17 protein-coding genes are annotated in these 24,248 nt (G+C 70.8%); 9 read left to right on the top strand and 8 right to left on the bottom strand.

The genetic code is table 11. The features are described from left to right. The 4 genes from BJ971_RS20445 to BJ971_RS20430 form a co-directional block, all read right to left on the bottom strand. Positions 1 to 633 carry a hypothetical protein gene (locus tag BJ971_RS20445; protein ID WP_184994854.1) on the bottom strand — a complete coding sequence of 211 codons (633 nt, stop codon included), beginning with the start codon at positions 631 to 633 and terminating at the stop codon, positions 1 to 3. After that, complete coding sequence (locus BJ971_RS20440; RefSeq protein ID WP_184994853.1) at positions 630 to 935, bottom strand: hypothetical protein; 306 nt, start codon at positions 933 to 935, stop codon at positions 630 to 632. The genes BJ971_RS20445 and BJ971_RS20440 overlap by 4 nt, the downstream gene beginning before the upstream one ends. After that, positions 932 to 4,579 (bottom strand): CHAT domain-containing protein, encoded by a 3,648-nt coding sequence (locus BJ971_RS20435; protein ID WP_184994852.1) that lies wholly within the window; start codon positions 4,577 to 4,579, stop codon positions 932 to 934. Before BJ971_RS20435 ends, BJ971_RS20440 begins: the two co-directional genes overlap by 4 nt. A gap of 141 nt (positions 4,580 to 4,720) precedes the next feature. Next, a complete protein-coding gene (locus BJ971_RS20430) occupies positions 4,721 to 5,440 on the bottom strand; it encodes an SDR family NAD(P)-dependent oxidoreductase (RefSeq protein ID WP_184994851.1) in 720 nt (239 codons plus the stop codon). 70 nt (positions 5,441 to 5,510) lie between these two features. Between BJ971_RS20430 and BJ971_RS20425 the strand changes: the two genes are divergently transcribed. After that, entirely contained in the window at positions 5,511 to 6,326 is an 816-nt protein-coding gene (locus BJ971_RS20425) for a LysR family transcriptional regulator (protein ID WP_221478813.1), read from the top strand. 67 nt (positions 6,327 to 6,393) lie between these two features. On the opposite strand, the gene BJ971_RS20420 is transcribed toward BJ971_RS20425, so the two are convergent. Further along, a complete protein-coding gene (locus BJ971_RS20420) occupies positions 6,394 to 7,728 on the bottom strand; it encodes a M14 family zinc carboxypeptidase (protein WP_203709224.1) in 1,335 nt (444 codons plus the stop codon). 269 nt (positions 7,729 to 7,997) lie between these two features. Continuing rightward, a complete protein-coding gene (locus BJ971_RS20415) occupies positions 7,998 to 8,522 on the bottom strand; it encodes a hypothetical protein (RefSeq protein WP_184994849.1) in 525 nt (174 codons plus the stop codon). A gap of 145 nt (positions 8,523 to 8,667) precedes the next feature. Between BJ971_RS20415 and BJ971_RS20410 the strand changes: the two genes are divergently transcribed. Beyond that, a complete protein-coding gene (locus BJ971_RS20410; RefSeq protein ID WP_184994848.1) occupies positions 8,668 to 9,243 on the top strand; it encodes a dihydrofolate reductase family protein in 576 nt (191 codons plus the stop codon). Here BJ971_RS20410 and BJ971_RS20405 read toward each other — a convergent pair. Next, a complete protein-coding gene (locus tag BJ971_RS20405; RefSeq protein WP_184994847.1) occupies positions 9,225 to 9,935 on the bottom strand; it encodes a helix-turn-helix domain-containing protein in 711 nt (236 codons plus the stop codon). The two genes, BJ971_RS20410 and BJ971_RS20405, sit on opposite strands and share 19 nt — an antisense overlap. A 102-nt stretch (positions 9,936 to 10,037) precedes the next feature. Here BJ971_RS20405 and BJ971_RS20400 point away from each other — a divergent pair, with 102 nt between their 5' ends. The 5 genes from BJ971_RS20400 (at position 10,038) to BJ971_RS20380 (ending at position 19,754) form a co-directional block, all read left to right on the top strand. Further along, positions 10,038 to 11,249 carry a poly(ethylene terephthalate) hydrolase family protein gene (locus BJ971_RS20400; RefSeq protein ID WP_184994846.1) on the top strand — a complete coding sequence of 404 codons (1,212 nt, stop codon included), beginning with the start codon at positions 10,038 to 10,040 and terminating at the stop codon, positions 11,247 to 11,249. A 244-nt stretch (positions 11,250 to 11,493) separates the two neighbouring features. Next, a complete protein-coding gene (locus tag BJ971_RS20395; protein WP_184994845.1) occupies positions 11,494 to 13,935 on the top strand; it encodes a beta-L-arabinofuranosidase domain-containing protein in 2,442 nt (813 codons plus the stop codon). An 18-nt stretch (positions 13,936 to 13,953) separates the two neighbouring features. Further along, positions 13,954 to 15,381 carry a family 43 glycosylhydrolase gene (locus BJ971_RS20390; RefSeq protein WP_184994844.1) on the top strand — a complete coding sequence of 476 codons (1,428 nt, stop codon included), beginning with the start codon at positions 13,954 to 13,956 and terminating at the stop codon, positions 15,379 to 15,381. After that, on the top strand, positions 15,378 to 18,668 hold the full coding sequence (locus BJ971_RS20385; RefSeq protein WP_184994843.1) for a discoidin domain-containing protein: 3,291 nt from the start codon (positions 15,378 to 15,380) through the stop codon (positions 18,666 to 18,668). Before BJ971_RS20390 ends, BJ971_RS20385 begins: the two co-directional genes overlap by 4 nt. A 507-nt stretch (positions 18,669 to 19,175) precedes the next feature. Then, positions 19,176 to 19,754: a GNAT family N-acetyltransferase gene (locus tag BJ971_RS20380; RefSeq protein ID WP_203709226.1), complete on the top strand. Its 579-nt coding sequence runs from the start codon at positions 19,176 to 19,178 to the stop codon at positions 19,752 to 19,754. 17 nt (positions 19,755 to 19,771) lie between these two features. Here BJ971_RS20380 and BJ971_RS20375 read toward each other — a convergent pair whose 3' ends face one another. Continuing rightward, entirely contained in the window at positions 19,772 to 21,217 is a 1,446-nt protein-coding gene (locus tag BJ971_RS20375; RefSeq protein ID WP_239087366.1) for a family 43 glycosylhydrolase, read from the bottom strand. Between the two features lie 154 nt (positions 21,218 to 21,371). Here BJ971_RS20375 and BJ971_RS20370 point away from each other — a divergent pair, with 154 nt between their 5' ends. Then, entirely contained in the window at positions 21,372 to 22,853 is a 1,482-nt protein-coding gene (locus BJ971_RS20370; protein ID WP_184994842.1) for a family 43 glycosylhydrolase, read from the top strand. An 81-nt stretch (positions 22,854 to 22,934) separates the two neighbouring features. After that, positions 22,935 to 24,122: a hypothetical protein gene (locus BJ971_RS20365; protein WP_184994841.1), complete on the top strand. Its 1,188-nt coding sequence runs from the start codon at positions 22,935 to 22,937 to the stop codon at positions 24,120 to 24,122. Positions 24,123 to 24,248 lie beyond the last annotated feature (126 nt).

The following is a 24,248-nucleotide window of genomic DNA, read 5'->3' as shown; positions in this document are numbered from 1 at the left end:
TCAGGAGGCCGGGCAGGCGGTGACCGGGGTGATGTCGCGGACGTTTGCCGCCGGGGTGCCGTTCACGGTGAGCCGCCCGTCGGCGGTGCGGCCGATCGAACCGCAGCGGGCCGTGCCGGCCTGGTCGACGACGACGGCGGTCGAGGTGGCCGGCTTGCTCGGCTGTGCGGCGACGCTGATCAGCCCGAGCAGCCCGATCGAGAAGACGGTGAGCGCGGCGCCGAGGCCGGTCCACCGGGCCCACCGCAGCCAGTCGAGTGCGTCGGCCGTGTTGCTGACCACGGCGGCCCGGTAGGCGCTGCCCGACCAGTTGTCGGAGGTCCGGAGGCTGGCGCCCTGCGCGGCCCGTACCCCGGTCACGACGGAGATACCGGCCAGGGCCCCGGCGACCGCGACCAGGCCGACGATGACCCAGCGCAGCGCCGGATCCGGCACGTCGGCGAGCTTCGTGGTGCCGCCGCCGACGACGGCGACCGCGCCGAACAGGCCGAGCAGCGTGCCGACGGTGCCGGTCCAGGCGGTCGCCGACGCCCGTACCCGGGTGAGTTGTTCGGTGGCGAACGTGATCGCGGCCTTGTCCCACTCGGCGGCGTCGGGCGGGCCGGGCTCGTGCGGGCGCGACAGCCCGGTCACGACGCCGCCCGGATGTCGGCCTGCTGGCCGCAGCCCTTGACGGGTTCGTCGGCCGGGCGGCCCTCGTGGGCGTGCCCGCAGTTGCACCGTGCGTGCTTCCACTCGTCCGGCGAGGCGTAGCGCTGCCGGGTCTGGTAGACGGTCATGGTGTGCCCGCAGTACGGGCAGCCGCCGGCCTTCCTCCAGCCGAGCTGGACGTCGTGCTCCAGCCAGGGCTGCCACGGCCAGGACGCGACGGCGTCACCCCAGCCTGGCACCGGGTCCGGCCGGTACGGCTTGCCGGTGTTCGCCGCGCTGCTCATGGTGCTCCGCTCGGTGTCGGGTCGTCGGGCTGTTCCAGCAGGGCGATGAGTTTCTTTACCTGCGCGATCGCGGCGGCGGCGCCGGCGCCGTACGGCGCGAAGTCGGCCAGGGCGGCGCGGGCGTACAGCAGCGCGTCGTCGATGCGGCCCGTGCGGGCGAACAGGACCGCGACCGTCTGGCGGCTCTGCCCGGCGCCGTAGCGGTTGCCGGCCACCTCCTCCAGGCGGATGGACTGCTGGTAGTGGTTCAACGCGGTGTCGTACTCGCCGGCGCGGGTGTAGATGATGCCGAGCTGGTGGTGGACGGTGGCGAGGTCCGGGTTGGCGTCGGCGGGAAGCAGCTTCAGGGCCTCCTGGTACGCGGCGGCGGCGGCGTTGAGGTGCTCCAGCAGCACCTCCTTCGGCTGCCCCGCGGCGCCGGCGTCGAGAAACCGCTCGGACGCGACCCGGCCCAGCTCCCCGACGGCGCGGGCCTTGCGGAGGCGGTCGCCGTCGTCGGCGAGGTCGAGGGCGCGGCGGTACCAGTGCTCGGCCCGGTCCAGGTCCCGCAGCGCCGGGATCTCCAGGTAGGCGTGGCCGAGGTTGAACACGACCACGCCCTCCGCCTGGCGGTCGCCGACGGCGCGGGTCAGCTCGGCGGCGCGCTCGAGGTGGGTCACGCAGCCGGGGTCCTGCTGCTCGAGCAGCACGTTCGCGAGGGACTGCTCGCAGGCGGCGAGGGTACGGATGCGGTTGCGGTCGTTGTCGGTGCGCCGGTCCGGTGCGGTGGCGAGCGCCGGGGCGGCCTCCCGCCGATTGTGTTCGACGCGGGCGTGCTGGAGCCGCAGCGCGGTGCTCCAGTCCCGGCCGGCGACGGCGATCTCGACCCGGTACTCGGTCAGCAGTCCCCACACCTCGGTCGGGCCGGGACGGGGGCCGTCGGTGTCTGGGTCGACGAGGTCCGGCACGAGTTCGTCGACGAGGCGGGCCCACTCCGCGCCGCGCCCGGTCTGTCCGTAGAGGTTACGCAGGCCCTGCATGCACTTGATGACGTCATGCCACCGGCCGGCGGCGCGGGCCAGGTACCGCGCGCGGAGCAGGTTCGCCTCCTCTATCCGCAGCACGTCCATCACCTCGGCCCGGCCCTCGATGTACCAGCGGTGATAGGCGTTTCCGAGCTCGGCGATGATGGCGACGTAGGCCGCCTGCGCCCGGTCCGCCGTGTCCGGGCTCCCCGCGACCGCGTCGAGCCGGCGGAAGAACCACGGCAGTGCCGGGTGGATCGCGTAGTAGCCGCTTCCGAGGGCGGTGAGCAGCCCGATCTCGGCCGCCCGGTCGAGCAGGGCGATCCCGGCCTCGCGGGTCAGCCCGGCCAGCGCCGGCACCGCCGACGGGTTGCCCTCCGCGCCCATGCCCACCAGGGCGTCGACGTCGACGGTGTCCTGGAACACGCCGAGCATCGCCAGCTGGGTGCGCTCCTGCTCGGTGAACGCGGCCGTGAGCCCGTAGGTGAGCGACGCGGCCAGCGACCGGGAACGGCCCTGCGCCTCGTCGGCGTCGTCCAGGTCGGCCTCGCCGCCCCGCAGCCGGGCCACGAACTCCTCGATCTGCGCCTTGGTGGTGTATCCGGCGCGCAGCGCCTGCCCGACCACCGCCGTGATGGTCAGTGGGTTGCCGTCGCTGTAGCGCAGCAGCGGCCGCCAGTCCGCCACGTCGGTGATCCGGTGGCCGTGCCGGGTGGCCAGCTCCTGAGTGAACTGGATGCGTTCCCGCATGGGCATCCTGGGCAGCCGGATCCGGGTGGGCAGGTCACCGAGCCAGCCGCGCTCGTCGCGCCGCGAGGTCAACAGCACCCGCGCCCGGGTCCGCGACATCGCCTGGAGGAAGTCGCGCAGCTCGCGCTGCTCGTCCGCGGTCCACGCCGACCGTGTCCCGGCCGGGAACCCCGCGACCGGCTCGACGTTGTCCCAGATCCACAGCACCGGCACCTGCGCCAGCACCTGGAGGGCCACCTCCCGCCGCTTGTCGTCCGAGAGGCTCAGCCATTGGATCTCGTTGGCCTGCAACACCGGGTCGAACGCGGCGCCGAGCTGGTTGAGCAGCGCCACCAACGGCGTGTGGTGCTCCAGCGACGAGAACAGCACCACACCGCGTACGGTGCCGGCCGGAACGGTGAGCCCGCCGGTCGCCGTGTACCAGCGGGCGAACTCCGAGGCCGTGGACGTCTTCCCGCTGCCGGCGTATGCGTGCAGCAGCACGATCCGGTCGGTGTCGAACGCCCGGTCCAGCGCCAGCAGCGTCTCGTCGCGGCCGAAGAAGCCGACCTCGGGCCCGGCCGGCAGCCCGGCGGTGCCGGCGTCGGCCATGCCGGCGCCGGGCCGGCCCACCGTGATCCGCACCTCGTCCGGCGCCGCGCGCCGCAGCAGCGTCACCGGCGCCGTTTCGTAGACCACCGGCACCGACCAGTCCTGCAACGGGCGCGGGTCGAACGCGATCGACCGGTTCGGCTGCGCGGCCAGCTGGCGCCGGCTCGCCGACACCGCGCCGCCCAGCGAGCGCCCGGCCAGCAGCGCGGCGTAGAGGTCGGCGACGAACTGCGCCGCGGTCACGACGTAGACGCTGTACCGCATCGCCACGACCCCGGCCACCCCGGCGTCGCTGACCTCCAGCGCGAGCGACCCGTACCCGCGCACCAGCGCGTGCACGTCGCCGTCCCGGTCGGTGCGCGGCCGCTCGGCGGCCTCCGCGTACGCCGAACGGCAGGCGTTGAGCACCAGCACCCCGACACCGGTACGCGCCAGCAGCGCGCCCAGCGCCGGGCCGTCGACCAGCTGCTGGTTCCGCGCCGTTGTCGGATCCTCGAACAGCAGGTACCCGTGTGTGCCCTCGCGCAGCGGCGACAGCAGCCCGTACATGGCCGCGCCGGTCTGCACCCCGGCGCCGGCACCGACCCGGCTCGACGGCAGGTAGGTGCCGTGCCCGTCGAAGTGCACGGCGTGGAACGGCCGCCCGGCGTCGTGTGCCTGCTCCAGCACCGTCGACAGCGCGGCGAACGTCGGCGGCCGCAGCACCGTCAGGTCGAGGACCTCCCGGGCCTGCGCGGTCTTGAGCAGCAGCGCACCCACCGAGCGGAACGGCACGTCGTCGCCGCCGCCCGGCCGGCAGATCACCAGCAGCACCCGCAGCCGCCCGCCGTCGTCGGCCGCCGGCAGCGGCACCCGCTTGGCGGGCTGGGCGTTGACCCGGACGTACTCGGCGGCCTCCAGCACCACCGGCCGGTTGGTGCGCGGATCGCGCAGCAGCTCCCACGGCAGCATCGCCGCCGCGTCGACCTCGCAGGCGACCTCGACCCGTACCGTGTGCAGCACGCCGCGCAGGCCCGCCCACAGCTCCCGCGCCTCCTCGCCGGCGAAGACGAGGTCGAACAGCCGGCTACCGATCTCGGCCAGCCGACCCTCCACATCGGCCGCGATCGCCGGCGCCGGGTCGAGCGGATACTCCAGGAAGTCCTCGAGGTACCAGCGGATCCGCTCCCGGTCCTCGTCCGTGATCGACAGCTCGAACCGGCTCGTCGCCGACGCCTCCGCGTATCCCGCCAGCCCGGTGACGCGCGTGGTCACCACGTGCTGACCGTCGCCCGCCGCGGCCTGCGTCAACCGCAGCATGACTCCCACTCGCGCCAGCCTCCCGCCCGAAACGGTTACTAATCGCGACTAGCCCATCACTGTCCAATGATCACGGTCAACCGCCCGACCCGCCAAACCACTCACCCGATCGGGCGAGCGCGCCGGGTTGCCATCAGTCCGCTACCACGGCACCGGGCCGTCGTCGTTGGACAGCGTGCCGGTCGGCCCGTCCGCGGGCAGGGTGGCCAGGTGCACCGCGATCGCGGCGCCCTGCGCGGCTGTCCGGTCGACCGGCCGGCCGAGCGGGCGGGTGAAGTCGGTGTCGCACAGGCCCGGGTCCGCCGCGTTGACCAGGATGGCGGTGCCTCGCAGTTCCTTGGCGTACTGGATGGTCAGCGAGTTGAGCGCGGACTTGGCCGGCGGGTAGGAGGCCATGGCCGGCATCCCGGCGAGGTAGTCGGCCGGGTCGCTCATCCGGGTCAGCGAGCCGACGCCGCTGCTGACGTTGACGATCCGGCCGGCCGGCGAGCGGAGCAGCAGCGGGAGCATCGCGTTGGTGACCCGGATGACGCCGAGGACGTTGGTGTCGAACACCGCGGCCACGTCCGCCAGGGCGGCACCGCTGGGTAGCACGCCGAGCCGGCCGCTGATGCCGGCGTTGTTGACCAGGACGTCGAGGTGGCCGAACCGCCGGCCGATCAGGTCCGCCGCCGCGTCGACGGTCGACTGGCCGGTGACGTCCAGCGCCAGCGGGTGTGCGCGCGGTCCGATCTCCGCGGCGACCTCGGCGCAGCGGGCGAGGTCGCGGCCGCTGACCAGGACGGTGTTCCCCGAGGCGGCGAGTTGTTCGGCGATGGCGCGGCCGATGCCGCGGTTGGCTCCGGTGACGAGTGCGATCATGCTGCCAGCACAACACCGGTCGCGGCGGTGACCAACACCGATCAGCGCACCGCACCGATACCCTGCGGGTATGGATCGCATCGAGACGCGGGAACTGGCGTACTTCGTCGCGGTGGCCGAGACCTGCCACTTCGGCCGGGCGGCGCAGCGGCTCGGCATCGCGCAGCCGCCGCTGTCCCGGGCGATCAGCCGGCTCGAACGGCGGCTCGGGGTCGTGCTGCTGGAGCGCACCAGCCGCCGGGTGGCGCTCACCGCGGCCGGTGAGGTGCTGCTCGCCGAGGGGCGCCGGGCACTGGACACGATCGACACCGCGGTCGCGCTGGCCCGAACGGCGGCGCGGCCCCGGCTGCGGCTGGCGCTCAAGCCCGGCGGCGACGGCGGCCTGCTGGCGCCGATCCTTGCGGCGTACCGCGACGACCCGTGCGCCGTCGAGGTGGAGCTGGTGCCCTGCGCCGCCGGCGAACAGCCGGATCTGTTGCGTCGCGGCGCCGCGGACGCGGCCTTTGTGTACGGGCACCAGCCGGACCTGGACCGACTCGACAGCGAGGTGCTTCTGGTGGAGCCGCAGGTTGTCGCGCTGGCCGGTGACCACCCGCTGGCCGGCGCCGCGACGCTGCGGCTGGCCGACGTGGCCGCCGGCCTGCTTCCCAGCGCCCGCATCGCCCGCGACCCGGCCGCGGCGATGCAACTCGTCGCGCTCGGCCGTGCCACCGCACTGTTGCCGGCGTCGTTACAGGGCCAACTCCGGCGCGACGTGGTGTGCGTGCCGGTACAGGATGCGGCGCCGAGCCGGCTGCTGCTCGCCTGGCCGGCACAGCGACGCGGGGCGGCACTCGCCGCCTTCGTCCGCATCGCGCTCGGCTCGGGCGCAGTCGGAGGTGCTTGATCACGTTTCCGGGTCTGCCGCCTGGCGACGGGCGCCGATGTGGTGTGGCGCCCGTCGCGAAGCGAATTCAGTGGCCGGTCGGATACGGCGCGGCGGCAGCTCTGGCGGTGGCCAGATATGCCGGCAGGTTGAGCTGCCAGAAGCTGTTGATACAGGAGTACGCCGGGAAGAAACCACCGCAGCTGCCGCTGCCCGGGCCCACCTCGATGGTGAAGCCCGGCACGCCCAGCTGCCCGTAGATCCAGTCGTCGGTGGCGCCCGGGGCGAAGTAGTTCAGACCGCCGTCGCCGTGGACGACGTCGTAGTGGTTCGCCTGGGCCATCGCCACGGCGATCGTTCGCAGGTCGTTGTTGTTCGGCGCCAGCTGGTTGGTCCACCCGTACGGGTAGATGTCCAATTGGGAGTAGCTGTGCACGGTGATGAAGGCGCCGGTGGTCGACGTGCTGGCCGCGCTGAAGTCGGCGGCCGGCTTGGTGTCCTTGTAGATCTTGGCGAGGAAGTTCTGGATGCCCTGGGTCTCCGGCTCGCTCGCCGCGCCCGTGCCAGGGTACGTCTCGGTGCACTTGGTGCCCTGATTGACGTCCCAGTGGTAGCTGGAGTTGCGGTTCAGGTCGACGCCGCGGCCCGTGCCGGTGCAGCCGTTGTCGTGGGCGTTCTTGCGCTGGGCGACCGGCCGGGTGGAGTTCGAGGCGACGATGTCGACGCCGTCGGGGTTGGCGATCGGGATGACCCACAGCTCGGTGCTGTTCATCAGCGCGGTGATGCCGCTGTCGGTGCCGTAGCTGTTGATCAGGTGGTCGATCCACCGGTACGACAACTCGCCGGTGGCGAGTTCCCGTGCGTGCATCTGCGACATGATGGTGAACTTCGGCTTGCGGCCGGTGTTCGTCAGCTCGCAGTCACCCTGCTGGATCTTGGTGATGCACAGGGCCTGGATGTCGTGCCCGCCACGGCCCTGGGTCTTCAGCCAGGACTGGCCGATGGTGAAGAGCTTGGCCAGGTCGGGGTGCGCGGTGGACACCTGCTTGTTGTGCGCCTCGTGCCCGGCGGAGGTGTGGTAGCCCCCGTAGTAGGTGTTCGGGTCGGCCAGCAGGGAGGGGGAGACCGGCTGGTACAGCGGGCCGGTGTACTGCACGCTCAGGCCGCGGTGCTTCAACCGGGCGACGGCGGCCGCGTCCGCCAGGACCGGCACGCCGTGGTCCAGCGGACCTTCGAGAACGTCGAAGCCGGCGCGCTCCAGCGTGTTGGCCAGCACCCCGGGCTGCCGGTCGGTGGAAGTCACGAGGTAATAGCCCGGATCGGTGGCGGCGGCGGACCCGCCCGGCGCGACCGGGGCGGCGCTGGCCGGCCCGGTCAGCGCCGGGGGCAGCAGAAGCGCGGCCGCGGCAGCGCCGACGGCCACTATTCGCGACAGCCTGGGTGAAACTGAACGGGACTTACTCATCGATACCTCGCGATCGAGAAGGGCGCACGATGAGGCCATTAGATCAATATGTCTCGATGAAAGTCAGTACCGTTGACGTCATCTCAACCGTGCTATGAGACGAGTGCACACTCCGCGTCCGCCGCCCGGCACTCAACATCCAGGGCGCGACGGCGACGAGCCGCCGGATGCATCACGTTACTGCTCAGAACGTGGCTCAGAGCCGTGTTCACCGGAATGCCCGTCACTCACTGATCTGCCGTTCGACGGCCTTGGTACCACGGCGTATTCATCTGGCCGGTGATCCAGGAGCGGAGGTAGGCCGCCTGTTCGCGGGTTTCGCGATAGCCGACCAGAATGCTCGCGAGGCTGGTGAGTACCCCGAACAGGCCGAGAGCGGACACGGCCAGAGCCGGCCCGGCCGCGTGCCGGTCCGCGTGCACCGCCGACCAGACCGCGACCACCGTGCCCGTCAGGAGCATTCCGGCGAACGCCCCGAGCCGGCAGCAGCTCACCAGCTTGAGGACCGGGTCGCAACCCACGACACCGATAAACGCGGAACCGGAGTCGGTCCGAAGAAGTCGGCCTCGCAGCACCGGTCGCCACATGCTCCTGGAATTCAACCTCGCGGCTTCCCGCCAGATGGTGTCACCGGCTCGGTAGGACGGATTGCCGGACAGCCATTGGCGGAGCACCTCGAAGGGCATCGGAGAGGACAGAGTGAGGCGTTCGCCGCGCCAGGCAGCGAGTAGATCCGTCACCCATACGCGCATGCCGCACAGTATGCAGCGCGAGGTCGATCCGAAGGCAGCGTGTTCACGGCCGCGGTGCGCGCGCTGTCGTTTCCGTCCAAGACTGCTGCCGTGGTCGCGATCTAGCGTGGATCTGGTAACTCGCCGAGAATGAGGGGACAGCACAATGCGTGACCTGGTCTACACCGGTTTCATGTCGCTCGACGGCGTCGTGGACTCGCCCGGCGGGGCGGCGGAGGGGCACCGCAGCGGCGGATGGGTGGTCAACGACCTCGAGTTCGTCCCGGAGGCCTGGTCGCTGAAGGGTGAGGAGCTCGCCGACACGACGGCACTGATGTTCGGACGTCGCAGCTACGAGGCGTTCGCACCGTTCTGGCCCGGCTCGGAGGACCACGCCGGCTACAAGGAGCTGCCCAAGTACGTGGTGTCGGCGACGCTGCCCGACGACGCCCTCGTCGACGGGTGGGGTCCGACGACGATCCTGCGGTCCACCGCGGACGTGGCCGCGCTCAAGGAGGGCGAGGGCGGCGCCATCTTCATTCACGGCAGCGCAGAGCTGGCCCGGCGGCTGTCGGACGAGGGCATGATCGACCAGTACAACCTGCTCGTTTTCCCAGTGCTGCTCGGCGCGGGCAAGAGCCTGTTCGGCCGGGCCGACCGGGACAAGTACATGCTGACGCTGCGGGAGTCGGAGAGCTACAAGAACGGGATCCTCAAGCTGGTCTACGACGTCAGGCGCTGATCCAGGTCGAGGGCGATCGGCCCGCCGCCGCCCTCGCGCAGCTGCCCGACGGTGCGCCCGACGTAGGCGCGCAGCGCCCGGGCGAGGTGCGGCTCGTCGAAGTAGTCGAGCTTGGCGACGACGTCGGCGGCCGGGTCACCGGCCGCCAGCAGCTCCGCCGCCGTGCGGGCCCGCTCGATCTGCCGGACCGCGCCCCGGGTCAGCCCGGTCGCGGCGCGGAACCGGCGTTCGACCGTGCGCCCCGATACCGCCGGGCGGTGCCCCCGCAGCACCGCGGCGACGAGCGGGTCACGGACCACGATCCCGGCCCGGACGAGCCGCTCCACCAGGGCCTCGGCGTCGTCGGGCCCGGGCGTCTCCCAGCGCCCGCCGTCCAGCCGGAACGTCCGGCGCGTGGCGTCGGGTAGCCCGATGCCACCGTCGACGAGCGCCGGCATGGGCACGGCACGCAGCGAGGTACCCACGGCGAACTCGATGCCGGTGAAGGTCGCGCCCTCCGGGACCGGCGCCGTGCCGGTCCGGGTCTCGGGGCCGGTGACGTCCGCGTGCGCCCGGCCGTCCTGCTCCCAGAACACCAGGCCCCACCGCGGCCCCGCGACGGAGGTCATCGCGGTGACCCGCTCGCTGGTGCACGTCCACACGGAATCGACCCACGCGGAGTCGGAACGACGCGTCTCGAACCGCAGCCCCACGGCCGAAGAATACGCGCCCGGCAGCGCCGGTGATTTCGCCGGTCCCGGACGGCGGTGGTCGCTGTTCTGATCGATGAAGACCGATCAGAAGGGATGCCGGACATGATCAGCGGCACCGTGACCACCCTCGGCGTGCTCGTCGCACTCCTCGCGCCACCCGCCTTCGCTGCCACGCCGATCTTCAGCGAGGACTTCTCCGGCGGCCTCGGGTCGTTCGGCTCCACCGGTTCGGTGACCGTGACCGGTGGCGCCGCGCGGCTGGCCGGAGCGCTGTTCACCGACCCGACCCTCACGTCCGCGCCGATCGACCTGGCCGGATACCGCGGGCTGTCGGTGTCGTACACCCGTACCGCGTCCGGCCTGGACTCGGGGGAGTCCTTCACGGTGGCGTACTCGGCCGGCGGCGGGGCGTTCACGGCGCTGGAGTCGAGCCGCACCGCCGCCGGCGCGGTGGCGTTCGACCTGCCGTCGTCGGTCGAGGGTCGCGACCTGAGGCTGCGCTTCTCGCTCGACGCGAGCAGTGCCCTGGAGACCCTCACCGTGGACGACGTGATCGTGCGGGGCGACGGCGGCGGTACGGAACCGCCGGGCGGCTCGCTGCCGCCGGTGAGCGACGTGACCAGGCCCGGACCGTTCGCGGTGACCGTCGACCAGAGCTCCGGCCCGGGCGGCGACGGGTGGCTGGTGCGCCCGGCGAACCTCGGTCAGGACGGACTGGACCACCCGATCCTGGTCTGGGGTCCGGGCGCGGGCAGCGATCCCGCCGCCTACGAGGACATGCTGCGGCAGTGGGCCTCGCACGGCTTCGTCGTCTACAGCGAGGTCTCCTCCAGCAGCGGCGACTACATGGTCGCCGCGCTGAACTGGCTGGAGGGCGAGAACCGCCGGGCGGGCGGCCCGCTGTACCAGCGGCTCGACCTGGCCGAGGTGGCGTTCGGCGGTCACTCCCGCGGCTCGATCGGCACGTTCGACGTGGCCGCCGAGCCCCGGCTGGCGACCACCATCCACGTGGCCGGCGGCTCGTTCGACGGCAACGGCCCGGCCAACCTGCGCAAGCCCGCGCTCTACATCGGCGGTGACGACGACTTCGCGACCTCGAACGTGCGGCGCGACTACACCGCGACCCGCGTACCGGTGTGGATGAACGTGCTTCGCGGCACCGACCACATCATGGCCACCCGCAACGCCCAGCACATCATCACCGCGTGGCTGCGGTGGCATCTTGGCGACGAGGAGTTCCGCCGCACGACGGACTTCCTGAGCGCCGGCTGCACGTTCTGCGGCCTGGGCGAGGTGCAGCACAAGAACTGGTGATCCGCCCGACCGGCAGGCGCGGGACCCGCTACCGAAACTATTTTCGGTACCGGGTCCCGCGTCTGTTGTGCATGTAAGCAGCACACTCCGCTTCAGATGTCTCAATTCCTTAACCCGCAGAACATCTTGCCGAAAACGTTTTCGTCAGGAACGCTGGCCTTCATCTGATCCCCCATCCTGTCGACGGCGGGGCGGACCTCGGTTTCACATATCGACCCTTGTCCATGCATAAGGAGGCGCCAGCATGAATCTCCCGCCCCTGTCGCGCCGGACCGTCCTCAAGAGCGGCGCGCTCACCGCCGGTGCGGTCGCCGCCGGTACCGCCCTGGCGCCCGCCGCGGCGTACGCCCGCCCGGACACCGGCGTCTCCGCGTACGCGTTCCCGCTCACCGCGGTCCGGCTGGGCAGCGGGCCGTTCCAGGCCGGCGCCGCACGGACACAGGCCTACCTGTCCTTCCTCGACCCCGACCGGCTGCTGCACATGTTCCGGGTCACCGCAGGCCTGTCGTCCACCGCGACGCCCTGCGGCGGCTGGGAGTCGCCCGGCACCGAGCTGCGTGGACACTCCATCGGCCACGTGCTCACCGCCCTTGCCCAGGCCTACGCGAGCACCGGCGACGCCGCGTACCGGTCGAAGGGCGACCACCTCGTCGCCCAGCTCGGGCTCTGCCAGCGGGCAAACGGCTACCTCTCCGCGTACCCGGAGAGCTTCTTCGACCGGCTGGAGAGCGGGCAGCAGGTCTGGGCGCCCTACTACACGCTGCACAAGATCGTGGCGGGCCTGCTCGACATGCACCAGCTCGCCGGCAACGCACAGGCGCTGACCATCCTCACCCGCAAGGCCGCCTGGGTGCAGTCGCGCAACAGCCGGCTGACCTACGACCAGCGCCAGCAGCTGCTGCGCACCGAGTTCGGCGGCATCGGCGAGACGCTTGTCAACCTCTACCAGCTCAGCGAGAATCCCGCGCACCTGACGACCGCGCAGTACTTCGACCACTCACAGGTGCTGGATCCCCTCGCCGCCGGCTTCGACGCGCTGGCGGGCTTCCACGCCAACACCCAGATACCCAAGGCGCTCGCGGCCATCCGCGCCTATCACGCCACCGGCACCACCCGGTACCGCGACATCGCCGTCAACTTCTGGAACTTCGTGACCCGCCGGCACTCGTATGCGATCGGCGGCAACTCCAACGGCGAGTACTTCAAGGCGCCGGACCGGATCGCCGCGGAGCTGTCCGACTCGACCTGCGAGTGCTGCAACAGCTACAACATGCTCAAGCTGACCCGCCAGCTGTTCTTCACCGAACCCGGCCGGGCCGCCGAGCTGATGGACTTCTACGAGAAGGCGCTCTACAACCACCTGCTCGGCGCACAGAACCCGGCGTCCACGCACGGGCACCACTGCTACTACGTGCCGCTGCGGGCCGGCGGGATCAAGACGTACAGCAACGACTACAACAACTTCACCTGCTGCCACGGCACCGGCATGGAGACCAACACCAAGTTCGGCGACAGCGTCTACTTCCACAACGGCACCACGCTGTACGTCAACCTGTTCATCGCCTCTACCCTGACCTGGCCGGGGCGCGGCATCACCGTCCGGCAGGACACCGCGTACCCGCAGACGCCGTCCAGCCGCCTGACCGTGACCGGCTCCGGCGCGATCGACCTGCGTGTGCGGATACCGTCCTGGGCCGCCGGCGCCGAGGTCCGGGTCAACGGGGCCGTGCAGGGCACCGCGGTACCCGGCACGTACCTGGCGGTCAGCCGGACCTGGAGCAGCGGCGACACCGTCGACATCAGCCTGCCGATGGCGCTCGCCGTCGAGTCCACGCCGGACAACCCGGCGGTGCGCAGCGTCCGGCACGGCCCGATCGTGCTCGCAGGCCAATACGGCACCACCGACCTGGCCGCGCTGCCCGCCCTCGACCCCGCCGCGCTGCGGCCCACCACGAACCCGCTGGAGTACACGGCCGGCTCGGTGCTGCTGCGGCCGTTCTACCTGACACACGGTCAGCGCTACACCGTCTACTGGAACGTCGCCTCGACCCCGCCGCCGCTGCCCGCGTTCGTCGCGCACTACCCGTTCGACGAGGCCTCCGGTAGCACCGCCACCGACGCGACCGGCAACGGCCGGACGGCGACCCTGTCCGGCGGTGCGGGCCGCACGACGGGCCGCACCGGCAACGCCGTGCTGCTGAACGGCACCACCGCGCACGTCAGCCTGCCGACCGGCATCCTCGCGGGCGCCGCCGCGTTCTCCGTCGCCGCGTGGGTGCGGCTCGACACCGTCGCGACCTGGGCGCGGCTCTTCGACTTCGGCGCCGGCACCGGGGCGTACATGTTCCTCACCGCGCGCAGCGGCGCCGGGACCGCACGGTACGCCATCAGTAGCGGCGGCTCCGGTGCCGAGCAGCGCATCGACGCGCCGGCGGCCCTGCCGGCCGGCTCCTGGACGCACGTCGCGGTCACGCACGCCGGCAACCTCGGCGTCCTGTACGTCAACGGCGCCGAGGTCGCCCGCAACAGCGCGCTGACCGTCCGCCCGTCCGCGCTCGGCACCACCACCCAGAACTGGATCGGCCGTTCCCAGTACGCCGGCGACCCGTACCTGGCCGCCGCCGTGGACGACCTCCGCGTCTACAGCCGGGCGTTGTCGGCCGCCGAGCTCGCCCAACTCCAGTAAGCCAGCGAGGGAGACAGCATGTCAGGTAGGAAGTGGCTCGCCGCCGCGTGCGGGCTGGTCACCGCGGTCGCCGCGGTCGCCGTGCCGGCACACGCCGCGAACCCGATCGTCACGAACATCTACACCGCCGACCCGGCGCCCCTGGTCGTCGGGAACACCATGTACATCTACGCGGGCCGCGACGAGGCGCCGACCGGCACCAGCAACTTCGTCATGCGCGAGTGGCACGTGCTGTCGTCGACCGACGCGGCGAACTGGACCCAGCACGGCGCCAAGGCGAACATCGCCACGTTCGGCTGGGCCGGCGCGGACGCCTGGGCCGGTGAGGTCGAGCCGCGCAACGGGCGTTACTACTGGTACACCTCGATCAACGGCAACGGCGCCGGCTGGATGAACATCGGGGTCGCGGTGGGCGACAGCCCGCTCGGGCCGTTCACCGACGCCAAGGGCGGCCCGCTGATCAGCGACAGCACCGCGAACTCGTCGGGTCTGAACATCGACCCGACCGTGTTCGTCGACGACGACGGCCAGGCATACATGTACTGGGGCGGCTACTGGGCGCCCCGCGCGGTCCGGCTGGCGTCGAACATGATCGACACGGTCGGCTCGGTCATCACCCCGCAGGGCCTCACGAACTACTGGGAGGCCCCCTGGATGTTCAAACGCAACGGCGTGTACTACATGATGTACGCCGCGAACGACACCAACGGCTGCGTCACCGACTCCGCGTACGCGTGCCAGCGGTATGCGACCGCGACCAACCCGCTCGGACCGTGGACCCACCGCGGCATCGTGCTGGGGCGGGTCTCGTCGACCACCAACCATGCCGGCGCCGTCGAGTTCAACGGCCAGTGGTACCTGGTCTACCACAACGCGAACGCGCCCGGCGGCGGCAACTTCCGCCGCTCGGTGGCCGTCGACCGGATGTACTTCAACGCCGACGGCACCATCCAGCAGGTCACGCAGACCACCACCGGGCCGCCGGCCAACCCGGGCACTCCAGGCGGCGGCTCGGGCACCAACATCGCGCCGTCCGCGACCGCCTCCACCTCGTACGTGTCGCCGTGGGAGAACCTCGCGGCGATCAACAACGGCGGTACGCCGGCGGGCTCGGCCGACCGCTCCAACCTCGCGTACGGCAACTGGCCGCAGCAGGGCACCCAGTGGGTCGAGTACACCTGGCCGTCGGCCAAGTCCCTCAACAAGGCGGCCGCCTACTGGTTCGACGACGACCAGGGCATCGACCTGCCCGCCTCCTGCCAGGTGCAGTACTGGAACGGCAGCGCCTATGTGCCCGTACCCAATCAGTCGGGGTGTGGTGTCGCCGGCAACACCGAGAACGTGACCACGTTCGGGACGATCAGCACCACCCGGCTGCGGTTGTCCATCACCTCGAAGAGCGGCCTGTCGACCGGTCTTCTCGAATGGAAGGCGTTCCAGTCATGAACCGCCGGCCCCTGGCCTACGGCGTGGCCGCCCTGCTGGTCACCGCCGCCCTGAACGTCCCGTTGGCGACGGCGGCGCACGCCGCGCAGACCATCGGCTATCCCACCTTCACCGGCGGCACCATCCCGGCGCCACCGGTCGGCTACTCCACCGGCGACACCATGCAGGCCATCTACGACGCGGAGAGCTCCGGCACCGACTTCTGGATGGACCGGCTGCTGGCGCGTACCGGCAGCGACCCGGCCGGCACGCTGCTGATGACCCGCGGCCGGGGCGCGTTCATGTACACCCACAACCCGGCCGTCATCGGCTTCGGCGGAAACGCGGCCTACTGGGACAACATCAGCAGCCAGAACGCGTACGCGGTGACGGCGTCGCCCGGCACGTTCACCGAGCAGACCGCGCAGCGCAAGCAGACGCCCAGCCACTGGCGCAGCGTCCACACCAGCGGCTCGGTACGCCTGGAGGTCACCAAGTTCATCACCCACAACAACGTGCTGGTGACCAACCTCGCCGTCGTCAACACCGGCACCGCGTCGGCCACCGTGCAGCTCAGCGCCGTCTCCCCGTACGCGACGACCGGCAGCGGCACCGAGCTGACCGGTACCCGGGCGGTCAAGAACAACCTGACGACGCTCTACCCGCGGTTCTCCGGTGACGGCTTCGCCGCCGCGAGCGGCGCACTGACCCGGTCGGTCACCGTCGCCGCGGGCCAGACCGTGACGACGAAGGTGCAGCTTGGCCTCGTCGCCAACGAGGTGCCGCAGTCGCTCACCGAGTACAACGCCTACCGCGGGTACGCACCGGCCACCGCGTTCGCCACCCACGTGCGCGACTACAACCGGTGGTGGGCGCAGAACGTGCCCTACATCGACGTGCCCGACGCCGCGATCAAGAAGAACATCTACTACCGCTGGTGGCTGATGCGCTTCAACTACCTGGACGTCGACATACCCGGGCAGGACTTCCAGTTCCCGCAGTCCGTCGAGGGCGCCACCGGGTACAACAACGCGATCGCGCTGACCCAGCCGATGCACATCGACGACCTGAAGTACCTGCGCAGCCCGGAGTACTCCTACGGTCCGTACCTGGCGGTCGGCCAGTCGTCGGCCGGCGGCCGGTTCATGGACAACCCGGGCGACCCGGAGAACTGGTCAAACTCCTACACCCAGTACATCGCCGAGGCGGCCTGGCGCGCATACCAGATCCACGGCGGGCAGCCGGCCATGCTGCAGAACTTCGCCCGGTACGCCGAGGGCGACGCGAAGGGCCAGCTCGCCACGTACGACACCAACAACAACGGCGTCATCGAGTACGACTGGGGCGCGATGACCGGCAACGACGCCGACGCCGTCTCGTTCCACTGGCGGGCCGGCAACCTCGACCGGGCGGAGACCGCCTACGTGTGGTCCGCCGCCAACGCGGCCCGCGACGCGTACTCCCTGATGGGTAACACCACCAAGGCCACCGAGATGCAGGCCCTCGCGGACCGGATCCGCACCGGCGTCGTCGGCACCCTGTGGAACCCGAGCCGCCGGCTGCTCGAGCACAAGCACGTGTCCACCAACACCCACGTGCCCTGGAAGGAGATCAACAACTACTACCCGTACTCGGTCGGCCTGATGCCGAACACGGCCGAGTACCGCGAGGCCCTGCGGCTGTTCGCCGACCCGGCCGACTACCCGATCTTCCCGTTCTACACGGCGAACCAGCGCGACAAGGCCGCCGCCGCGGCGGCCGGCAACCCGGGCAGCAACAACTTCTCCACCATCAACTCGACGGTGCAGTTCCGGCTGTACTCCTCGGTGCTGCGCAACTACCCGAACGAGTGGATGAGCGCCGAGGACTACAAGAAGCTGCTCTACTGGAACACCTGGGCGCAGTACGTCGGCGGCGACACCCGCTGGCCCGACGCCAACGAGTTCTGGGCGGACTGGAACGGCAGCGCCATCACCTACCGCTCGTGGATCCACCACAACATCCTCGGCAGCAGCAACTGGACCGTCATCGAGGACGTCGCCGGCCTGCGGCCCCGCAACGACGCCCAGATCGAGCTGTCCCCGATCAACATCGGCTGGTCGCACTTCGCGGTCAACAACCTGCGCTACCGCAACGCGAACCTCTCCGTCGTCTGGGACGACCCCGCCGACGGCGTGACCCGCTACACCGGCGTACCGCAGGGCTACTCCGTCTACCTCGACGGCACCCGGGTGGCGACCGTCGACCGACTCACCCGGTTCGTCTACAACCCGGCCACCGGTGCGGTCACCTTCCCGGCGGGCACCGGAACGGTCACGTACAACGCGGCCTTCTCCGGGCTACAGGCGCCGCAGAACGTCAACCAGTCCAGCGCCCGCATGGTCGACATCTTCGCCAAGGCGGGCGTCGACCTGACCTCGACCACCCCGAACCTGGCGCAGGGCAAGGCCACCTCGGCGTCGTACACGACCTCGGGCACCACCACGGCCGCCGCGGTCGACGGCCTGCCGACAAACGCACCGATCTGGGGCAGCTACGGCACCCCGAACGCCACGGACTGGTACGAGGTCAACCTCGGAACGGCGCAGACGGTCGACGAGGCCCGCATCCACTTCCGCAACGACCGGGCGGGCAACCGGTACCGGCCGCCGTCGGCGTACACGGTCCAGTACTGGAACGGCAGCGCCTGGGTGAACGCCGCGAGCCAGGTCAAGTCGCCGGGTACACCGCAGTCCAACTACAACAAGGTGACGTTCGGCGCGGTCAGCACCACCCGGCTGCGTATCCAGTTCACCCAGCCGACCGGCTCGGCCAAGACCGGCCTGACCGAGCTGAAGCTCTACCGCCGCGGCACCACCGACCCCGACCCCGGCCCCCAGCCGGGCCAGAACCTGGCGCCGGCGGCCACGCCGACCGCGTCGTACACCTCCGCGTGGGAAAGCGTCGCGGCGCTCAACGACGGCGTCGACCCGCCTTCGTCCAACGACACGGTGAACCCGCGCTGGGGCACCTGGCCCGAGCAGGGCCAGCAGTGGGCGGAGCTGACCTGGCCGGCGGCGCAGACCCTGACCTCGGCCCAGCTCTACTTCTTCGACGACAACGGCGGGGTGCGCCTGCCCGCCTCCTGGAGCCTCCAGTACTGGAACGGCACGGCGTACGTGGCCGTGCCGTCGGCCTCGGGCTACCCGGTGGCGATCAACCAGTACAACCAGGCCACCTTCGGCCAGATCAGCACCACCCGCCTACGAGCCGTCCTGAACAGCGGCACCGGCTCGGTCGGCCTGCTGGAATTCAAGGCCTTCACCTGACCAGCCCAGGGCCCGCCGATCCCGGCGGGCCCATCGGTCGAGCTTGATCGGTTCAAGGTGCTCCCGTGGACTGGAACCAGGCCTTCCTCACCGAGACCGGCGAGGAGAAGCGGCGACTGTACGAAGAGGCCGTACGGTTGCGCCGCGAACTGTCGGCTCAGAATCGTGCCGTCCACCTGCCCTGGTTGGCGCGGGCGCTGGATCTGCTCGCCACCCAGCTCGCCGCCACGGGCCGCCTCGGGCCGGCGCTCGACGCCGGTCACGAGGCCGTGGAGCTGGCGCGGGACCAACCGTTCCGGGTTCCTGCCCTACCACGCCTTCCTGCTGCGCGAACAGGCAAGGCGGCTGGACGAGGCGGGGCAGCCGGCGGCCGCGATCGCCCTCGGGGCGGAGGCTGTCGCCATCTGCCGGGAGGCCCAGTCGAGATCCATGTCGATCGTCGTGCGTCACGCAACGGGCCCGAGAAACTGCGGTGCGGCGGCCGGCCACTGACACTACGGTCGCGCCATGGAGATCCGTGATGTGATGCCGGCCGAAGAGACGGCTGCCGAGAGGGTCGTCTCGGCGGCGTTCGGCGAGCCAACGGACGGGCGCGTTGTGCAGATGATGCGGGCTCTGCGGGCCGGCGGAGCGGCTCGGGCGAGTTTGGTCGCTGTTGTCGACGGGGAGCTGGTCGGGCACGTCGGTCTCTCGCGCGGCTGGGTGGACGCTCGACGCGAGCTGGTCGAGGTGGTGGTGCTCTCCCCGCTGTCGGTACGTCCCGACCTCCAGCGCAACGGCGTCGGCACCGCGTTGGTCGCGGCGGCGCTGGAGACCGCCGGGGATCGTGGCGCGCCGGCCGTTTTCCTCGAGGGCAGCCCGGACTACTACGGACGCCGCGGGTTCAGATCCGCCTCCGCCCTCGGGTTCGACCGGCCCTCGACGCGCATCCCGGACCCGGGGTTCCAGGTGGCGCTTCTTTCGTCGTACCAGCCGTGGATGGTCGGCCGGCTGGTCTATCCCGAGGCGTTCTGGACCACTGACACAGTCGGTCTGCGCGACCCTGAGCTGGAGCGGGTGGAAGCCCAGGGCGCGCCGGGACGCTGATGGTCGCCCCGTGCGGGTCAGCCCAGTCGCCATAGCTGGGCGGCCACGCCGTTGCAGGCGTACAGGGACAGGCGCGCGCCGTTGGCGGCGTTCCACTCGTAGTTGTCCAGGCACATGTTGCCGGCGATGTTGCGCAGGGAGAACCAGCCGCTGCCGCGGTCCTGGGCGGTCCACTGCTGCGCGGTGGAGGAGTTGCACGCGTTGAGGCCGACGTCGGCGTTCGAGGCGGTGCTTGAGTTCAGGTCCTCCAGGCAGGTGCCGGTGTTGCGGTTGCGGATCTCGTAGTAGGTGCCCGCCCGGTAGGTGAGCTCCCACTGCTGCGCGGTGCCGCCGTTGCAGTCGTAGAGGCGTACCAGGGCGCCCGGCGTGGTGTCGCGGTTGTAGTTGTCGACGCACCGGTTGCTGTGCTGGCCGCGGATGCCGGGGTTGGTGACGGTGCTGGGTATCGGCTGGCCGAAGAACGGGTCGCCGTTCTCGCGCCACAACAGCTGCTGCACGCGGGTGTGCCGGTTCGGGTCGGTCAGCGCGTCCGGCGTGGGGGTGGCGTAGTCGCGGGCGTGGTAGACGAGCATGTCGGTGGTGTTGTCCTCGGCGACGGTGAAGCTGCCGTGGCCGGGCCCGTACACGCCGTTGGCGGTCTGGAACACCGGGTTGGGGTGCTTGTACCAGGACGCGGAGTTGAGCAGGTCGACGTTGTCCCAGGACGACAGCAGGCCCAGCTTGTAGCGGGAGTCGGTCGCGGAGGCCGAGTAGGCGATGTAGACCCTGCCGTTCTTCACCAGCGGCGACGGGCCCTCCACGACACCGGCGACGCCCTCCTTCTCCCAGGCGACGGTCGGCCGGGCGATCTCCACCGCGGATCCGGTGATGGCGGTCGGGCCGTTCATGCGGGCGATGTACATGTGGCTGTTGAAGCTCGTCGACGGGCTGTCCTGCGCCCAGACGAAGTAGCGGACGCCGCGGTTGACGAACGACGCCGCGTCGAGCTGGAACGACTCCCAGCCGGTGTTGAACCGCGCCGGCGCGCTCCACGCGCAGGTCATCGGGTTCGCGCAGGTGTTGCGGATCCAGTACAGCCGCTGATCGAAGCGCGCGGTGCCGGGCGACGCCGAGAAGTACATGTACCAGGCGCCGTCGACGTACTGGATGTCGGGCGCCCAGATCCAGCCGCTGAGCGCCCCGCTGGACGGCGCGACGAACGCGTTGGCCGTCGCGGCGGTGCCCAGCCCCTGGAGGGTGGTCGCGCGGCGCAGCTCGACGCGCTTGTAGTCGGGCACCGAGGCGGTCATGTAGTAGAAGCCGTCGGTGTGCTTGTAGATCGCGGTGTCGGCGCGCTGGGAGATGACCGGGTTGCGAACGGTGATGAACTGGGCGGACGCCGGCGCGGCGAAGCCGGCCAGCAGCATCACCACCAGGACGGGCACGGCCATGATCCGGCGACGGATGCGGGCGGGGAGATCCATCGGCGTCTTCCTTCGGGTACGGGGGAGGGGTGCGGTGTGACCGTTAACATGCATGCCGCACCGGCGCCTCGTCAAGGGAGTCTTGTGAGGCGTGTCGATGTCTCGTAACATCCCCGACATCGATGTGACCGTTAACAATTCCGCGAGGAGCCGCATGCGTCTACGAGCCATGGCCATCGCGTTGCTGACCGCGGCGGCACTCGTCGTGGCACCCGCTCCGGCCGGCGCCGCGCCCGGAGCGTCCTTCCAGAATCCGATCGTCGGCACGCCAAACAGCGCCGATCCCTGGCTGGGCTACCACAACGGCAGCTACTACTACGCGGCGACGACCTGGACCGGCCGGATCTACATCCGGAAGGCCTCCACCATCGCCGGCCTGCGCACCGCGGCCGAGACGACGGTGTTCACGATGTCGCAGCCGAACGCGGTGTCCAACATGTGGGCGCCGAGCCTGCACCTGCTCGACGGGCCGAACGGCCGGCGCTGGTACCTGTACTACTCGGCCGGCCCGGCCGCCTGCTGCGGCGGGCAACGCCAGCACGTGCTGGAGAGCGCGGGCACCGACCCGATGGGGCCGTACGCCTACAAGGGCCCGCTCGTCCTGATGCCGAACAACGGCTGGTCGATCGACGGCAGCGTGATGACCGTCGGCGGTGTCAACTACTTCGTGTTCTCCGCGTTCAACAACAACAGCGGCTTCGAGAACGGCGGACTGCAGAGCCTCTTCGTCTCCCGCCTGACCAATCCGTGGACGCCCGCGGCACTCGGCGCCCTGATCTCCGAGCCCACCTACGCCTGGGAGCGGGTGGGCAACCCGGTCAACGAGGGCCCGTACGTGCTGCAACGCGACGGCCGCACGTTCCTGACCTACTCCGCCAGCTACTGCGGCACGCCCGACTACAAGATCGGAGCGCTCGAGCTCACCGGCTCCGACCCGCTGAGCCGCGGCTCGTGGACCAAGCTCGCCAACCCGCTGTTCCAGCGCAACGACGCGAACGGCGTGTTCGGCCCGGCGCACCACGCGTTCTTCAAGTCTCCCGACGGCGCCGAGGACTGGATCGTCTACCACGCCAACGACTCGGCCTCGCAGGGCTGCGGCACCACCCGCACCAGCCGCGCCCAGCGGATCTCCTGGAACCCGGACGGCACGCCCAGCCTCGGCATCCCGGTGTCCACCGCGACGGTCCTGCCCGGCCCGTCCGGCGAGCTCGGCAACCCGGGAGCGGTCACCGTCCAGCGGATACAGTCCTTCAACTTCCCGGACCGATACGTACGCCACCAGTCCTTCAGCGCCCGCATCGACGCGAACGTGAGCCCGGCGCTGGACGCCCAGTTCCGCGTGGTGCCCGGGCTGGCCGACGGCGCCGCCGTCTCGTTCGAATCGGTGAACCTCCCGGGCTACTACCTGCGGCACAACAACTACGTGCTGCGGCTCGAGCCGAACAACGGGTCCGCGACGTTCCGCCAGGACGCCACCTTCCGTCAGGTCGCCGGGCTGGCGGACGCCGCCTGGTCCTCGTTCCAGTCGTACAACTTCCCCGACCGCTACGTACGGCACAGCAACTATCAACTGAGGATCGACCCGATCACGACCGCCGCGGGCCGCGCCGACGCCACGTTCCGCCGCACGTCCTGAGCGCGTACAGCCGGCGTCCAGTCAGGGTCCAGTGTGGACCGACACCTTTGCGGGAACAGCCAACCTCGCGAAGGGGACGACATGCGATCACTGAGACGGTTGCGGACCGGCGGCGTACTGGCGCTGACGGCTGCTCTCGCCCTGGCACTCACGGGCGGCGCGGCGCAGGCCGGCCCGGCCGCCGACCAGGGCGCGCCGAAGCTGCCCGGGCGCACCGCGGCGGCCACGCCCGGGGTGTCCACCACGACCCCGGCCAAGGGCGTGCACACGGAGAAGGGCCGCTCCCTGGCCGGCACCCCGGCCGGTCAGGGGATCACGCTCGGCAAGCCGCGCACCGGCCCGGCCCCGCGCATGGTCAACGCCGGGCCGGACGACCCGCCGGGTACCGGCCCGGTCTGCGTGCCCTACATCAGCCGGCTGGTCACCCCGAACGGCACCGCGTTCTCCCGGGTCGACTACCTGGCCGAGGTCCTGTGCAACTTCTACCTCGCGGGTGCCGGTCAGGCGTACCTCATCGACCGGACCGGCGGGGTCGGTACCAGCAACCAGGTCATCGCCGCGGCGCCGGTGTTCCAGTTCTACAACTCCTACTACGGCGGCAGCCAGGGCGCCGTGCTGATCGACGGCCGGCTCTTCGACGGCGGCCGGGTGCTGGAGATCGGGTTCGACCTCATACTCCAGACCCTGAACGGTGCGCCGTGGGGCGGCTGCTTCGCCCTCGCCGCGCCGCAGCGCTACCTGTCCGCCTGCAACGGTCTCGGCACGCCCACGCTCCAGGTGTCGGTGGGCTCGGGTGAGTTCGGCAGCGGCCTGCCGGCCTACAACCCGGCGGCCTTCATCCGGGACATCCCCGGCATCGGCCTGCTGGACTTCCACGTGGGCAAGCAGGTCGATCCGCCGTCGACGGCCCGGCAGAACATCGTCGACGTCGCGAACGGTCAGCCGGCCCGGACCAGTACCTTCAGCGACGTCGGACGGACCGACGTGACCCTGCGGCGCGCGATGCTGGACGCCATCCTGCGCATCCACCTGGTGAACGGCCTCAGCTTCCGGATCACCGCGATCGCCGGAAGTGACCACAGTTCGAACTCACCGCACTACTTCGGGAGGGCCTTCGACATCGACCGGATCAACAACAACCCGGTCAACACGTCCAACTCGCTCAACCAGACCTTCCGGAACGCCTGCGCCGCGTACGGCGCGACCGATATCCGGGGACCGGGCGACGACGCGGATCACGCGACACACATCCACTGCGCCTGGAACTGATGGTGTGCGGGCGCCCCGTTCGGGGCGCCCGCACTTCAGCGACCGCCGGATCACGGCAGGTGAATAGGCCATTCGCCATATCCCGGTCATGGATCACCGGTTGCTAGCTTGCCTGCCGGCGCTGGT

Origin of the sequence: Amorphoplanes digitatis (assembly GCF_014205335.1) — a bacterium.
GTDB classification, from domain to species: Bacteria; Actinomycetota; Actinomycetes; order Mycobacteriales; family Micromonosporaceae; genus Actinoplanes; species Actinoplanes digitatus.
The sequence above is the reverse complement of the archived record's forward strand: the minus strand, read 5'-3'. Positions and strand labels throughout refer to the sequence as shown.

Bases quoted from the DNA above. Each gene is read 5' to 3' on its own strand.
- BJ971_RS20410 (WP_184994848.1), top strand. From the start codon at position 8,668: ATGCGTGACCTGGTCTACACCGGTTTCATGTCGCTCGACGGCGTCGTG.
- BJ971_RS20365 (WP_184994841.1), top strand. From the start codon at position 22,935: ATGCGATCACTGAGACGGTTGCGGACCGGCGGCGTACTGGCGCTGACG.
- BJ971_RS20430 (WP_184994851.1), bottom strand. From the start codon at position 5,440: ATGATCGCACTCGTCACCGGAGCCAACCGCGGCATCGGCCGCGCCATC.
- BJ971_RS20415 (WP_184994849.1), bottom strand. From the start codon at position 8,522: ATGCGCGTATGGGTGACGGATCTACTCGCTGCCTGGCGCGGCGAACGC.
- BJ971_RS20400 (WP_184994846.1), top strand. From the start codon at position 10,038: ATGATCAGCGGCACCGTGACCACCCTCGGCGTGCTCGTCGCACTCCTC.
- BJ971_RS20435 (WP_184994852.1), bottom strand. From the start codon at position 4,579: ATGCTGCGGTTGACGCAGGCCGCGGCGGGCGACGGTCAGCACGTGGTG.
- BJ971_RS20390 (WP_184994844.1), top strand. From the start codon at position 13,954: ATGTCAGGTAGGAAGTGGCTCGCCGCCGCGTGCGGGCTGGTCACCGCG.
- BJ971_RS20375 (WP_239087366.1), bottom strand. From the start codon at position 21,217: ATGGATCTCCCCGCCCGCATCCGTCGCCGGATCATGGCCGTGCCCGTC.
- BJ971_RS20385 (WP_184994843.1), top strand. From the start codon at position 15,378: ATGAACCGCCGGCCCCTGGCCTACGGCGTGGCCGCCCTGCTGGTCACC.
- BJ971_RS20380 (WP_203709226.1), top strand. From the start codon at position 19,176: ATGGAGATCCGTGATGTGATGCCGGCCGAAGAGACGGCTGCCGAGAGG.
- BJ971_RS20440 (WP_184994853.1), bottom strand. From the start codon at position 935: ATGAGCAGCGCGGCGAACACCGGCAAGCCGTACCGGCCGGACCCGGTG.
- BJ971_RS20395 (WP_184994845.1), top strand. From the start codon at position 11,494: ATGAATCTCCCGCCCCTGTCGCGCCGGACCGTCCTCAAGAGCGGCGCG.
- BJ971_RS20370 (WP_184994842.1), top strand. From the start codon at position 21,372: ATGCGTCTACGAGCCATGGCCATCGCGTTGCTGACCGCGGCGGCACTC.
- BJ971_RS20425 (WP_221478813.1), top strand. From the start codon at position 5,511: ATGGATCGCATCGAGACGCGGGAACTGGCGTACTTCGTCGCGGTGGCC.